The 15444-nt window shown below is 40.0% G+C and carries 12 protein-coding genes; 1 reads left to right on the top strand and 11 read right to left on the bottom strand.

Annotated elements, in window-relative coordinates:
- Positions 1-137 precede the first annotated feature (137 nt).
- Both QM450_RS02920 and pbp2a read right to left on the bottom strand, forming a co-directional pair.
- Positions 138-602, bottom strand: a complete 465-nt coding sequence (locus QM450_RS02920) for a sigma-70 family RNA polymerase sigma factor (RefSeq protein ID WP_414319592.1) — start codon at positions 600-602, stop codon at positions 138-140.
- Between the two features lie 171 nt (positions 603-773).
- The gene (pbp2a, locus tag QM450_RS02915; protein WP_414319591.1) at positions 774-2999 is read right to left on the bottom strand and encodes a penicillin-binding protein PBP2A; all 2226 of its coding nucleotides are present in this window, start codon (positions 2997-2999) and stop codon (positions 774-776) included.
- A gap of 88 nt (positions 3000-3087) precedes the next feature.
- On the opposite strand from pbp2a, the gene QM450_RS02910 reads away from it, so the two are divergent.
- Positions 3088-3963, top strand: coding sequence for an RluA family pseudouridine synthase (locus QM450_RS02910; RefSeq protein ID WP_414319590.1), 876 nt, complete (start codon positions 3088-3090; stop codon positions 3961-3963).
- A gap of 73 nt (positions 3964-4036) precedes the next feature.
- Here QM450_RS02910 and gap read toward each other — a convergent pair whose 3' ends face one another.
- The 9 genes from gap to QM450_RS02865 all read right to left on the bottom strand — a co-directional run bounded on the left by gap (position 4037) and on the right by QM450_RS02865 (position 15444).
- The gene (gene gap, locus QM450_RS02905; RefSeq protein WP_000260668.1) at positions 4037-5047 is read right to left on the bottom strand and encodes a type I glyceraldehyde-3-phosphate dehydrogenase; all 1011 of its coding nucleotides are present in this window, start codon (positions 5045-5047) and stop codon (positions 4037-4039) included.
- A 269-nt stretch (positions 5048-5316) separates the two neighbouring features.
- Entirely contained in the window at positions 5317-7968 is a 2652-nt protein-coding gene (gene adhE, locus QM450_RS02900) for a bifunctional acetaldehyde-CoA/alcohol dehydrogenase (protein ID WP_373095118.1), read from the bottom strand.
- Between the two features lie 300 nt (positions 7969-8268).
- Entirely contained in the window at positions 8269-8682 is a 414-nt protein-coding gene (locus tag QM450_RS02895) for a hypothetical protein (RefSeq protein WP_414319589.1), read from the bottom strand.
- Positions 8657-9112 carry a low molecular weight protein-tyrosine-phosphatase gene (locus QM450_RS02890; RefSeq protein WP_414315400.1) on the bottom strand — a complete coding sequence of 152 codons (456 nt, stop codon included), beginning with the start codon at positions 9110-9112 and terminating at the stop codon, positions 8657-8659. Before QM450_RS02890 ends, QM450_RS02895 begins: the two co-directional genes overlap by 26 nt.
- A 48-nt stretch (positions 9113-9160) precedes the next feature.
- Complete coding sequence (gene yajC / locus QM450_RS02885; protein WP_075230983.1) at positions 9161-9481, bottom strand: preprotein translocase subunit YajC; 321 nt, start codon at positions 9479-9481, stop codon at positions 9161-9163.
- A 116-nt stretch (positions 9482-9597) separates the two neighbouring features.
- On the bottom strand, positions 9598-11574 hold the full coding sequence (gene tkt / locus QM450_RS02880; protein ID WP_414319588.1) for a transketolase: 1977 nt from the start codon (positions 11572-11574) through the stop codon (positions 9598-9600).
- A gap of 114 nt (positions 11575-11688) precedes the next feature.
- Positions 11689-12780, bottom strand: coding sequence for an L-ascorbate 6-phosphate lactonase (gene ulaG / locus QM450_RS02875; protein WP_414319587.1), 1092 nt, complete (start codon positions 12778-12780; stop codon positions 11689-11691).
- Positions 12781-12896: 116 nt separating this feature from the next.
- On the bottom strand, positions 12897-14570 hold the full coding sequence (locus tag QM450_RS02870) for a BglG family transcription antiterminator (protein ID WP_414319586.1): 1674 nt from the start codon (positions 14568-14570) through the stop codon (positions 12897-12899).
- 166 nt (positions 14571-14736) lie between these two features.
- Positions 14737-15444, bottom strand: a complete 708-nt coding sequence (locus QM450_RS02865) for an L-ribulose-5-phosphate 4-epimerase (RefSeq protein ID WP_414319585.1) — start codon at positions 15442-15444, stop codon at positions 14737-14739.

Raw genomic sequence — 15444 nt, 5'->3', positions numbered from 1 at the left:
ACGGGATTCGAACCCGTGTTACCGCCGTGAAAAGGCGGTGTCTTAACCCCTTGACCAACGGACCGGAGTTGTTATTTTCAACTCTTACTATTATACCGACTTTTCTTACTTTGTCAACACCTTTTTTTAACTTTTTTTCATTTCTCCTGAATTACTTCCTTCAGCTCTCTGAGAAGGGCTTTGCGGCCTTTAAATCGTTCGTCTGCCCAGAGGCGTTCGTAGGCTTCTTGTTTATCTTGTGGTAATTTTCTTCTATAAGTATCCAACAATTCATGAAGAGCGTAGTAATCATCCAACCACAATCCTCCTTCTGGTAGGCGATGACTAATCTCCCCTACTTCTTCATAGGCCATCCGGTCTAGGCGACGCTTTTGACTCTCTTGTTTTCTGACACTATCAAGGATTCGATTCCGAAATTTTGTTTTGAAGTAAACGTAGAGTTTCTTTTCTTCTTCCACTAGTTCTGGATGCTTTTCTAGAAGTTCATAGAGACAGATCATGCCTTCTTGGTCCCAATCCTCTTTCTCCCACAGGTGGAGATAGTAGTCTTTTCTACATCTATGAACAATTCCCTTTACCTTATCATAATACTTTTCAAGCATTTGCTTTCCCCCTTTCTCTGCTTTTAGTTTAGCAGAGAAAGGGGGAAAGAAGGGCACTAGTTTCTATCTTGTGCTGTTTTTACTCTCTAATGTTATGGAAGTTGTGAATGCTGACAAGTGAGAGTGAAAAAGACAAAGATTTGAATCCTTGTCTTTTAGCTTATAAACGTATTAGTGAAACAGATCTACAATGGTATCCCAAACTGTCTGGGCTTTTTCTTTAATCTTAGCATCTGAAATAGCTTTGCCTGCTTCATCGACCAGATTTTGTGCTCGTCCACGAATATCTGCTAATATATCATCTGACTGCGTACTAGTATCACTTGTAGTTTGTTTCCGTGTGTTTTCTGGTTCAATACCATTCAACTTATAGGCGTTTTCAACTGTAAAGGTACTACCTGGTGTATAAGGAAGAATTGTTTCCGCCATACTTCTAAAAATGTGAGCAGCACCATTCGAAGTCGAACCTGCCAGATAATGATTTTCGTCCGTAGTCGGGAAACCAAGCCAATGACTTATCACCACATCAGGCGTATATCCGATAACCCACTGGTCACTTGTATATACTGGGTTAAAAGCTGCTTCAGTTGTACCAGTTTTCCCAGCCATAACATAGTCATCTGGTGAGGAGCTTATTCCTGTACCGTTTGTAAAAGTACCTAACATCATACTGGTCATTTTATCGGCTACTGACTTATCTATTATACGTTTTTGAGAATTTTTGTGGGTTGCAATGACTTGGCCACTCGCATTTTCAATACGAGTAATAAAATGCGCTTCAGGTATCAAACCTTCATTTGCAAACGCTGCATAAGCCTGCGCCATTTGTAGCGGACTTGTCTCCACCCCACCACCTAGAGCTACACCTAACACACGATCAACATTCGTTAAATCAAGTCCGAATCTTTCACCTGATTCAAAAGCCTTATCGATACCAAGTTGCTTGACTGTCGCTACAGCAGGAAGATTTAGAGACTCGGCTAAGGCTTGATACATTGGAACTTCTGGTGATGTCTTGATTCCTGCGTAGTTGTCTACTTTATAATCACCATATTGCATGGTATGATTATCCAGCTCCTTATTAAGAGACCAACCCGCTTCGACTGCTGGTGTATAGACTACTAAAGGTTTAATCGTTGAACCTGGACTTCTTTTGGTCTGGGTTGCATAGTTAAAATTTCTGAAACCTGTCTTATCATCCCCTGCCACTCGACCAACAACTCCTCGAACTCCACCCGTTTTTGGCTCCAAAGCGACACTACCAGACTCTGCATGTGTCCCATCTTCAGCTGTCGGAAAGAGAGAAGTATTTTGATAGATAACCTGCATATTTGCTTGGTAATTTTGATCTAGCTCCGTATAAATTCGATAACCGTTATTAACGATTTCTTCCTCTGTTAGATTATACTTTTCAATAGCTTCATTAACAACTGCATCAAAATAAGAAGGATAACGGTAGTCTGATATTTTCCCTTCATAACTATCTTTCAATTGAGAAGCCATATCAACACTTGCTGCTTCTGCTTCCTTATTTTTATCAAGGTAGCCAGCAGCCACCATATTTTGTAAGACAGTATCTCTTCGATTGGTTGAATGCTCAATAGAATTCAGAGGATTGTACAATTCTGGTCCTTTAAGCATACCTGCTAAAGTGGCGGCTTCATCAAGAGTTAATTCCGATGCTGAAACACCAAAGTACTTTTTACTAGCATCCTCAACACCCCAAACTCCATTACCGAAGTAGGCATTGTTCAAATACATGGTTAGAATTTCTTTTTTACTGTATTTTTTGGTTAATTCTAAAGCAAGGAAGAATTCTTTAGCCTTTCTCTGAACAGTTTGGTCTTGTGAAAGATAAGCATTTTTCGCTAACTGTTGGGTAATTGTAGAACCACCACCCGAGCGACCAGCTGTTAGGATCGCTAGGAAAAAGCGACCATAGTTAATTCCACTATTTTTATAGAAGCTCCTATCTTCTGTCGCAATAACAGCATTCTGCAAATCTTCACTAATTTCCGAAAGTTCAACATAGGTCCCTTTTTGGCCTGACAAGGCACCAGCCTCATTCTCTTCTCTATCAAAAATCACCGTTCGTGTTTTCAAAGCATTCTGCAAGTCTGTAACATTTGTCGATTTAGCCAAGGCAAATAGATAGACCCCAACAAACAAGCTTGCACTTAGTCCAAGAATTAGAAAGATTTTGGTCAAATGATAGCGACGCCAAAATTTTCGAATAGGTCCGACTTGCCCAACTTTCTTTCGCCCACCTCTTGACCGTCTTAAATTAGTCGAGGTATTTTCTTCATTATTAGCTTCATCGATTTCTATTTCTTCCATTTCAGCTTCTTCTTTTTTAAATAAAGAAAGAAACTTTTCAAATAATGTATCTAATTTCATGCGTTTATTTTATCATCTTCCCCATAGGAAGACAAGAATTTAGCTAGATTCTCTATCCAAATAATCTATTTTTTGTTACAATATCTGTATGAAATTTACCTTTGTTATCCCTGATTCTCTTCCTGAAATGACTGTCAAAATCTTCTTGGAGGAGCAACTACTCATTCCGAGAAAAATACGGCATTTCTTGAGAATTAAAAAGCACATTCTCATCAATCAAGAAGAAGTCCACTGGCATCAAACTGTCAAATCCGGAGATGAATGTCAACTGATTTTCGATGAGGAGGATTATCCTACAAAAGAAATTGTTTTAGGGAATCCTAATCTTGTCCAAGAAGTCTACCAAGACCAACATTTGATTATCGTTAACAAACCTGAAGGTATGAAAACCCACGGGAATCAACCAGATGAGATTGCTCTTCTTAACCATGTCAGTGCCTACGTTGGCCAGACCTGTTATGTCGTTCATCGTCTAGACATGGAAACCAGCGGTTTAGTTCTCTTCGCTAAAAATCCTTTTATCCTGCCTATTCTCAATCGCTTATTGGAGAAAAAAGAGATTTCTAGAGAATATTGGGCACTTGTTAACGGAAATATCAGCAGCAAAGAGCTTGTTTTCAAGGACAAAATCGGACGTGATCGTCATGATCGCAGAAAAAGAATAGTTGATACAAAAAATGGGCAATATGCTGAAACTCATGTAACTCGATTGAAACAATTTCAAAACAAGACCAGTCTTCTTCGTTGTCGATTAAAAACAGGACGTACTCATCAGATTCGGGTTCATTTATCTCACCACGGTCATCCAATCCTTGGAGACCCTCTCTACAATCCACATTCAAAAACTAAAAGACTAATGCTTCATGCATTTAAACTTTCTTTTGTCCATCCTCTGACCTTAAACAAATTAAGCTTTACTGCGCTATCAGATACATTTGAAAGAGAATTAAACCAAAATGGATGACACTATCATCCATTTTTTCTTATAGATACAAAAAAAGCAAGACCAGTTGGCCTTGCTTTTATTAACTCAAGAATTATTTAGCGATTTTAGCGAAGTATTCAAGAGTACGTACAAGTTGTGCAGTGTATGACATTTCGTTGTCGTACCATGAAACAACTTTAACCAATTGTTTACCATCAACGTCAAGAACTTTAGTTTGAGTTGCGTCAAACAATGATCCGTAAGACATACCTACGATATCTGAAGATACGATTGGATCTTCTGTGTAACCGTATGATTCGTTTGAAGCTGCTTTCATAGCTGCGTTCACTTCATCAACAGTAACGTTCTTTTCAAGAACAGCTACCAATTCAGTAACTGATCCAGTTGGAGTTGGAACGCGTTGTGCAGATCCGTCAAGTTTACCGTTCAATTCTGGGATTACAAGACCGATAGCTTTAGCAGCACCAGTTGAGTTAGGAACGATGTTTGCTGCACCAGCGCGAGCACGACGAAGGTCACCACCACGGTGTGGTCCGTCAAGGATCATTTGGTCACCAGTGTAAGCGTGGATAGTAGTCATCAATCCTTCTACAACACCAAAGTTGTCTTGAAGAGCTTTAGCCATTGGAGCCAAGCAGTTTGTAGTACATGAAGCACCTGAGATAACTGTTTCAGTACCATCAAGAACATCGTGGTTAGTGTTGAATACAACTGTTTTAACGTCGTTTCCACCAGGAGCAGTGATAACAACTTTCTTAGCTCCACCTGGGTGCAAGTGTTTTTCAGCAGCTGCTTTCTTAGCAAAGAAACCAGTAGCTTCAAGAACGATTTCTACACCGTCGTTAGCCCAGTCGATTTGTTCTGGATCACGTTCAGCAGAAACACGGATGAATTTACCGTTAACTTCAAATCCACCTTCTTTAACTTCCACAGTTCCGTCGAAACGACCTTGAGTTGTGTCATATTTCAACAAGTGTGCAAGCATAACTGGATCTGTAAGGTCGTTGATGCGAGTAACTTCAACACCTTCTACGTTTTGGATACGGCGGAAAGCAAGACGACCGATACGTCCGAAACCGTTAATACCAACTTTAACTACCATTAGTGATTTCCTCCTTATGAAAATCATGAAAATTTTATTGTGAAAAGAGTAACTTGAATCACTACAAATCACCTTTCAACATACCTATTATATAACTATTTGAGTTTAATTGCAAGCGCTGGCCTTGTTTTTCTGATAAGCTTTGGTAATATTTTCATTTCTTTACTTAGCCTTGCAGCCTACTCCAATTCTATGCATTTCTTAATAAAAAATATATTCTCTAAGCATAAAAAAACCGAGGTTTACCCTCGGTTTTGGCTGATAATCAATTATTTACGGCGTCCTGGTCTTTCTTTGTAACCATAGTAAGCATCTTCGATGATTTCTTGCATATGGTCAACCATTGGAAGACGTGGGTTTGCAGGTGAACATTGGTCTTCATAAGCAAGGAAGGCCAATTCACGTGAATGTTCTTTCCATTCTTTTTCGTCAATACCTTGTGCTTTGAAGTTCATTTGGATACCTACGCGCTCACCAAGTTCGTAGACAGCTTTTGCGTAAGATTCCACACCTTCTTCTGGTGTAGAAGCTGGAAGTCCAAGCATACGAGCGATATCTTGATATTTCTCGTCTGCACGGTAGTAGTTGTACTTAGGCCATGTAGCTGTCTTAGCTGGGCGAGTACCGTTGTAACGGATAACATATGGAAGCAAGATTGCATTTGTACGTCCGTGAACTGTGTGGAATTGCGCACCAATCTTGTGAGCCATTGAGTGAGAAATACCTAGGAAGGCATTCGCAAAGGCCATACCAGCGATTGTTGAAGCGTTATGCATTTTCTCACGTGAGTGGAAGTCTGCATTCTTAACTGAGCTTTCAAGGTTTTCGAATACAAGTTTGATAGCTTGAAGCGCAAGACCGTCAGTGTAGTCGCTAGCCATTTGTGATACGTAAGCTTCAGTTGCGTGAGTCAATACGTCCATACCAGTATCAGCAGCTACAAATCCAGGAACTGTCAATACCAAAGCAGGGTCAACGATTGCCACAGTTGGTGTCAATGAGTAGTCAGCGATTGGGTATTTACGGTTGTTTGCTTTATCAGAGATAACGGCAAATGGAGTTACTTCAGATCCTGTACCAGATGTAGTTGGGATAGCGATGAATTTAGTCTTCTTACCAAGCAATGGGAATTTGAAGGCACGTTTACGGATATCCATGAATTTTTGTACAAGGTCACGGAAGTCCACTTCTGGTTGTTCGTAGAAGAGCCACATTACTTTAGCAGCATCCATTGGAGATCCACCACCAAGAGCGATGATTGTATCTGGTTTGAAGGCACGCATGATCTCAGTACCACGTTCAACTGTAGTGATATCTGGATCTGGTTCTACATCTGCAAAGATTTGGTAAACAACCTTATTGCGACGAAGGTCAAGTTGTTCGATGATACGATCAAGGAAGCCAAGCTCTACCATAGCGTGGTCAGTAACGATCATGACACGCTCAACGTCACGACATTTTTGAAGGTATTGAATTGAATCACGTTCAAAGTATGTTTTTGAAGGAAGTTTCATCCATTGCATGTTATTTCTCCGTCTTCCGACTTTTTTGATGTTCAAGAGGTTGATGGCGCTAACGTTATCCCCAACTGAGTTACGTCCGTAAGAACCACATCCGAGTGTCAATGATGGCAAGAAGGCATTATAAACGTCCCCGATACCACCGAAAGTAGAAGGTGAGTTACAGATAACACGAATAGCTTTAACAGCTTTACCAAATTCTTTAGTCAATTCTTCATCAGCAGTATGGATGGCAGCTGAGTGTCCAAGACCGTTAAATTCAACCATTTGACGAGCTTTAGCAATACCATCTTCACGGCTTTCAGATTTCAAAACTGCGATAACTGGTGACAATTTTTCACGAGTCAATGGCTCGTTTTCGCCAACTTCTTTACATTCTGCAGCAAGAATGTTTGTTCCTTCTGGAACAGTAAATCCTGCTTGTTCTGCAATCCAAGTTGCTGGTTTACCAACGATGTCAGCGTTCAATTTTGCACCAGCACAGTTTTTGCTGTTTGCTTTCACGCCGAAGCAGAACTCTTCAAGAAGAGCTTTTTCTTTTTTGTTTACAAAGTAAGTGTGATAAGATTTGAACTCTGCTACAAATTCATCGTAAATTTCTTTATCAATGATAACCGCTTGTTCAGATGCACAGACCATACCGTTGTCAAATGATTTAGACATTACAATATCGTGAGCAGCTTGGCGGATGTTAGCTGATTTTTCAACATAAGCTGGAACGTTTCCGGCACCTACCCCAAGAGCTGGTTTACCACATGAGTATGCAGCTTTAACCATGGCATTACCACCTGTTGCAAGGATTGTTGCAACACCTTCGTGGTTCATCAATGCGCTAGTTGCTTCCATAGATGGTTCAGTAATCCACTGTACACAGTTTTCAGGAGCACCTGCTTTAATTGCTGCATCACGAACGATTTGAGCCGCGTGAGCTGATGATTCTTGAGCTGATGGGTGGAATGCAAAGACAATAGGATTACGAGTCTTCAATGAAATCAACGCTTTAAAGATTGCTGTTGAAGTTGGGTTAGTTGTTGGAGTGATACCACAAACAACACCAACTGGTTCAGCGATAAGAGTCAATCCTGTTACATCATCTTCTTCGATAACACCAACTGTTTTAGTGTGGCGCATGTTGTTTACTACGTGCTCACAAGCAAATAGGTTTTTAGTTGCTTTATCTTCAAATACTCCACGTCCTGTTTCTTCAAAGGCATGTAAAGCCAATTCTCCGTGAGCATCAAGTGCTGCAACTGAAGCTTTTGCTACGATATAATCGACTTGATCTTGGTCGAGTTTACGCATTTCTTCAAGGGCAACTAAAGCTTTTTGCACCAAACCATCGACATGCTTTTCAGCAGCGAGTTTCTTTTCTTCTGGTGTTACAGTTTTTTTATCAGCCATATTTTCCTCCATAGCTTTCAAGGATTGTAAGTCCTTTGTTAATTTTTTCACAAGTTTATTATAACTCTTTTTTAAACGTTTGTAAACAGTTTCATGAGCATTTCACAAACTTTTTTTGTTTGTTTGTGAAAATGATGTCAAACACCCTTTTGCAGATGCTTTTGAGCCACTAGTTTGTGAATATTTTTAAAAAAGTTTTATTTTTCACAAACTTAGTTGTAAAACAGTCTTGTAAGCCGTTTTTATTTCCATGTAAGCGCTTTCTCGTATCCTGGAAGAATACCTCCTTCTAGGAGGAGGTTATTGTGCTTGTTGAAATAAACCTTGTTTGAAGTCCCCTTCATAGACTACTTCTTGTTCGGTAGTCAGTTTTCCTTTTCCTTCAGCTTGGCCATTTACAAAGTCTCCCTCATATACCCAACCTGCTTTAGCTTGGTAGGTACCTTTACCATTGAAGGCACCATTGCTAAATTCTCCAGTATAGGTATCACCGTTTGAGAAGGTAACAGTGCCCTGACCATTCATCTTACCACGAACTAGACTCCCGTCATAAATAATAGCATCGTTATCAAGCTTAAGAACGCCCTGTTTTGGAAGATTGGTTAGAAATACGAGACCTGCACAGACAACAATGACAATCACTGTCGCAATTTCTAAACGGGGACGTGTTAAATAGACACTATATCTTTCATAGAGTTTTTTTAAATTTTCCATGTTCACTCTCATTTTCTAAGCGACTTAACCAAGCCTGACAACCTGTTAAAACTCGGTCATAAGTTTCTTCAAAATCACCTGTATACCAGGGATCTGGAACGCTTTCAGATGCAAAAGGCTGTATCTTGTATTGTTGATCCTGTGGACACATCTGACGCAAATCAGCGAGATTAGACTCATCCATCCCAATGATATAGTCAAAATACTCAAAATCTTTTTTAGAAATTTGTTGGGAAGTTTTTGAAGTATCATAAGGAACGCCATGACTTCGAAAAATTCCTTGCGTCCCTTTGTGGATTGGATTACCGTGTTCCCAGGAAGAAGTCGCTCGACTTTGAATCTCATATTTATCGGTCAGAGATTTCATTACAAATTCCGCCATAGGGCTACGACAAATATTGCCAAGACAGACAAAGACTACTTTTTTCATCATTGTTCCTCTCATTTATAGAAAAACGGGAATGCATTCCACCCCGTTTTATTCTTCAATAGCACTGCCTTCTTCGATAACTGCACCTTCAGGTGTGACAGCTTCTTTGACTGGCAAAACAGTTCGAATTGCTGCGAGTTCGAAGGTTAGGTATACGCCATCAACATCAAGAACAATTGTTCTATTTTCTGTGTCTACTTCATCAACTGTACCGTAGAGACCACCAATAGTGATTACTTCGTAGCCTTTTTGAAGCTTATTGAGGCTTTCCATACGTTTTTCTGCTTGTTTCTTTTGAGAACGTTGCATGAAGAACATCAAGCCCAACATCAAGACAAGCATAATCAAAAATGTTAAATTCCCACCCATTATTTTTACTCCTTTGTAATTCAGATAAAACTACTATATCAAATTTCACTTGTTTTTACAAGATTGCACCCTAGTTTTGGGGCAATAAAAAACCAGAGCAAATGCCCTGATTTTTCTTATTTCAAGTTGTTTACAAGTTCTACTAAGTTTTCAACTGTAAATCCATACTCTGCTAAAACTTTTGGTGCTGGGGCAGATGCTCCAAAGGTATCAATACCAAGAACTTCTCCATCAAGACCAACGTATTTATACCAGTTTTGAGTTGCTCCCATTTCGACTGCTACACGGCGACGAACTGCATTTGGTAAGATTTCTTCTTTGTAGGCTGCATCTTGTGCATCAAATACATCTGTAGATGGCATGCTGACTACGCGAACTTTTCCACCTTGACTTGCCAATTCTTTAGCGGCTGCTACTGCTAAGTTCACTTCTGAACCTGTTGCAATCAAGATTGTGTCAAAGTCTGCTGCATTTTCATATACAACGTAAGCACCTTTTGCAACTTTAGCAAAATCTGTTCCTTCCTCAACAGTCAAGTTTTGACGAGTCAAGACAAGAACAGTTGGTGTTTTCTCACTCTTCACTGCTTGATACCAAGCTGCTTGAGTTTCACGCGCATCAGCAGGACGGAAAACATTAAGGTTTGGAATCGCACGAAGACCTGCCAAGTGCTCAATTGGTTCATGAGTTGGTCCGTCTTCACCAACTGCGATTGAATCGTGTGTGAAGACATAAGTTACAGGAAGACCTTGTAGAGCTGACAATCGAACCGCTGCCTTAAGATAGTCTGAGAATACGAAGAATGTTCCACCATAAACACGAAGTCCACCGTGAAGAGCCATTCCGTTCAAGACAGTACCCATTGCAAATTCACGAACACCAAATTGGATGTTACGATTTAAGCGATTTGCATCATCTTGAAGTCCATCAGTTTTGATGTAAGTCATATTTGAATGAGCAAGGTCAGCTGATCCACCGAGGAAGGTTGGCAATTTAGCAGCTACTACATTCAAAGCATCCTGGCTTGAGTTACGAGTTGCTTGAGAGAAGCCATTTTCTAAAGCTGGGAAGTCTTCGGGAGTCAATTCAACTGGATCGCGCCCTTCGATGATTGCTTCCACTTCTGCAGCAAGTTCTGGGTGAGCTTCTTTATAATCTGCAACTAGTTTTGTCCATGCTTCGTATGCTGATGCACCACGGTCTGCAACATTTTCTTTGAAATCAGCATAAACTTCTGCCGGGATTTCAAATGGTTCGTAGCCCCAACCAAGGGCTTGGCGAGTTGCTGCAGTTTCGTCTGCACCAAGAGGAGCACCGTGTACGGCATTAGTCCCTTGTTTGTTTGGAGAACCATATCCAATAACAGTTTTCACTTCGATCAAAGATGGTTTGCCTGAAGCCTTAGCTTCTTCAATAGCAGCATGAATAGCTTCTAAATCTGTTCCATCTTCTACCAAGGCTGTATGCCAACCGTAGGCATTGTAACGATCGCGAACACTTTCTGTGAATGAATCTTTTGTCTCACCATCCAAGTTGATATCATTTGAATCATAAAGAACAACCAACTTGTCTAGTTTTTGCAAGCCTGCATAAGAAGCAGCTTCGCTTGAGACACCTTCCATCAAGTCACCATCTCCACAGATAACGTAAGTGTAGTGGTCAAAGATGTTATAACCTTCACGGTTGTACTTAGCTGCAAGGAAACGTTCTGCTTGTGCAAAACCTGTCGCAGTCGCAATCCCTTGTCCTAGAGGACCTGTTGTTGCATCAACCCCTGCTGTATGACCAAATTCTGGGTGACCTGGAGTTTTAGAGCCCCATTGACGGAAGTTCTTTACTTCATCCATGCTCACATCTTCAAATCCTGAAAGGTGGAGAAGAGCATAGAGGAGCATTGATCCGTGACCAGCTGAAAGAATAAAACGGTCGCGGTTAATCCAGTTTGGTTGAGCTGGATTGATACGAAGTTCTTTAGTGAATAGGCTGTAGGCCATCGGTGCAGCTCCCATAACCACCCCTGGGTGACCTGAGTTGGCTTTATTGATAGCGTCAATACCTAGAAAACGAATCGCATTAATAGATAGATTTGACATAGAATTTCCTTTCTCTTTGAGGTGATAGGTCTATCACATATTCTATTTGTACTATTATATGAAAATTATCCGTATCGTGCAACATACGGATAACCTCCAGAAAAAATTTTTATATTAAAGCAAGGCTTTGAATTGGATATTTGAGTCTTGTTCGAAGCAATCATCAAAACCACGTGGGTGATGGTATTCTATTAAGTGTTGGTCTTGAGGATAAGTGTATTTACCACCAACTTCCCAGATAAATGGATGGAAATCGTATTGCAAGCGATCTTTTCTCATTTTCCAAAGTTCTAGGATTTCATTGGTAGAAGCCATGAAGTTAGACCAGATATCATAGTGAACTGGGATAATGACTTTGGCACGAAGATTTTCTGCCATGCGAAGTAGGTCGATAGAGGTCATTTTATCTTGGATACCTACTGGGTTTTCACCATAGTTATTCAAAGCAACATCAATTTTGAAGTCTTTACCATGTTTCGCAAAGTAGTTTGAGAAGTGAGAATCCGCACCATGATAGATGGTTCCACCTGGTGTTTCAAAGACATAGTTAACAGCCTTTTGAGCCATTTCTTCATCTGTAACAGCCAACCCAGCAAGTTCGCCACCTGTCTCATCAGCACCGTTCACTGGTAGTGTTACCAAGCAAGTACGGTCAAATGATTCTACTGCATGAATCTTCATGTCTTTTAGTTCGATAGTATCACCTGGCTTCACAACGATGATGCGTTCTTTTGGAACACCCCAGCCTTCCCAGATTTGTCCACAATGGTAAGGACCGATAAACTTAACATGATCTAACTTAGGATTGTTGAGAATTGCTGCAGCTGTGTATGGGTCGATATGGTCACTATGGAAGTGTGAAACCAAGTAGTAGTCGAGTTCGTTGATGGCAAATGGATCAATAACCATTGGCTGAACACGCAAGTTTGGTTGCAATTTACGAACACCTGCCATATTTGCCATTTGGTGTCCACGAACCATATCTTTCACTTTTTTGGTTGATTTTCCACGGTTTGACCAAAGGTCCATGACAACGTTAGCACCGCCTGGTGTTTTAATCCAAGTACCACAGTTGCCTAGCCACCACATGGCGAAGTTGCCTTCAGACACAACTTCTTCTTCGATTTCTTCATTCAACCATGTTCCCCACTCTGGGAAAGTAGCTAAAATCCATGATTCTCTTGTAATTTCTTTTACGTTTGGCATTTGAAATCCTCCATATTTTGTTCAAGTTTTCATTTCATACTTAGTATAACACCGACCGATATATTAAAAAAGACCAAGAAAAACACAGGTTTGTGTTCATCATTGGACTGTGATGTTTATGATTCATCTAAAAAAGCTTGGATGACTAATTCTTGGTTGATTAAAAGTTGAATTTCTTCTTGTAATTTTGCTGCAGCGTGTTTATCAGATATATAGGTGGCAATAATGGTTGAGAGATTATCCTTAAAAGTGCGACCATCTTTTCGAAGGACCTTGTTCTTCATAAAGTCTGTTATGCGTAAAATATCTTCTGCCTCAAGTATAGGATTTACCTTTAAAACTGGGAAATGACTCTCAAGTTCATCGTTGGTTGTGATTAGTAAATCAACCTGAGTAATATCCTCTACACTTTTGAACTGCTCAGTTGTAAAGACTGCCCCTATCTGTTCATTTGGAAGATAGAATCGACACTGTTTGAGTAAAAGTTTAGAGACGCCCACTCCTTCATCACACACAATATAAATCTTCTTGGTATTGTTTTGAATCGATGGAGTATACTTTAAAAAACCTCCAACATGAATGGTCAAATAGGCAATCTCATCATCCGTCAATCGAATCTGCCAGGTTTCTTCTAGTACTTCAGCACATTTTTTTGTAATTACGAAAAGTTCACTATACTTGGAACGAATCTGCCGAGTTAAAGGATTTTTTGAGAAAATCCCATAGTTCTTTCTGAATAATAGCGCCTTACAATGAATCACAAGATTCCTCAATAAGTCTTCTTTCTGTTCAATCTCCATTCTGGTTTGGGATTCAAAATACCAAATAAACTCTTCTAAAGCCATTCTCAAATGCTGAAAATCTTTACTTTCTGCATGGATGTCTCGATCTTTTCGATAGGATAACAAAAGAATGGCTAACAGAGATCTATCTAATTCTGAAAATGAGATTCCAAATGTTTCAAACAAGCGCTCTCCTAGTTTTTTGGATACCTGATATTCAATTCTCTTTCGAATCAATGAAAACTCTTGCTCAATTTCTTGGTGTTTGTCCTGATTACGAGTAACGGTATCACATCCAAGTAGAAGATAGGGGAGGACCTGTAACATAAAAGTGACTTCGTGATGGTTTATTTTTTTCCCCAAATCCTGCTCAACCAACGGAACCTGTTTTTTGAGAAATTGATTGACCTCATCGGAAAGAAGCATCTCACCGTCTAATCGTTCTTTGATTTTTTCCTCTAAAATAGCAACAAAGGCTGGATTTTCCTCCATAAAGATATGATAGAGAAGGGATTGAAGATACTGGATTTTATTAAGAGGATGTGCATTTAGATAGTAACCGCGAGATTTACTAACTTGAAGCGTTACTTGATACTGCTCTAGTGTCAGCTGGTAACGAATAGTATTTAAATCATTTAGGACCGTATTTCGAGAAACTTCTGTTAATTCCATGAGTTTTTCAAGCGTGATTCTCTCTTTGGAAATACCAATCAGAAGGAGCATCAGCTGCATCCGCTCGTTGGCACTCATGATGTAATCATAAGAATCAACTTCGTCTAATAATTGACGACAAGCTTCTCTTTGTTCATCGGTCAAGTAAATACCAATCCGAGGCAGACTGATGATATGCAAATTCTCATCGTCCAAAGCATCATTGATTTTATCAATGTGATAGTAGATTTTTCTTCGAGATTGAGCTAGATCTTTTGAAATCGTCATAATCGTTTTGGACGTTTCTTGATCCATCAAATATTGAAGCAAGTCACAGCTCGCCTTATATAAAACCATAATTCATACTCCTCTATTTGTCAATCGCTTCCAAAACAACTTTATAATGGTATCACATTCGTACAGACTTTGCAATTATATGCTGTAAACTCCGAACAGTGGATAATGACAACTACAAAAGCGAGGCTTGGATCGAAAGGTCCTAGCCTCTTTTCAATTCAATTTCTTATTTCTTTTGACCGTAATAAGCATTTGGTCCATGTTTACGTTGGTAGTGTTTTTCTAGGATGTACTGAGGAGCAGGTTCAACTCTTGGATTGATTTGCTCTGTAAAGCGATTCATCTTAGATACTTCCTCTAGTACAACAGAGTGATAGACAGCATTCTCTGGGTTTTTGCCCCAGGTGAATGGACCGTGATTACGTACGACAATCCCTGGTACTTCAACAGGGTTGAAACCACGACGTTCAAACTCTTCTACGATAACTAGGCCAGTATCTTTTTCATAGGCTACTTCTACTTCATCCTTAGTCAAACTACGAGCGCAAGGGATTGAACCGTAGAAATAATCCGCATGGGTTGTTCCATAGAAAGGAATATCACGACCTGCCTGAGCCCAACCAACGGCTTCAGTCGAATGGGTGTGGACCACACTAGCAATCTCTGGCCAAGCCTTATATAACTGCACATGAGTCGGAAGGTCAGAAGATGGTCTTAGATCTCCTTCTAGGACCTTGCCATCTAGATCAGTCACTACCATGTTTTCAGGTGTCAATTCGTCATAATCTACGCCTGATGGTTTGATAACAATGACACCGAGTTCGCGATTGACTTCCGATACATTGCCCCAGGTAAATTTAACAAGTCCATGTTTTGGCAATGATTGATTGGCATCACAGACTCGTTTACGCATATCATTAATTACTTGATTCAT

The organism is Streptococcus infantis (genome assembly GCF_047464615.1).
Taxonomy (GTDB): Bacteria; Bacillota; Bacilli; order Lactobacillales; family Streptococcaceae; genus Streptococcus; species Streptococcus infantis_Y.
Note: the sequence above shows the minus strand (reverse complement) of the source record. Positions and strands in the feature narration are given on the sequence as shown.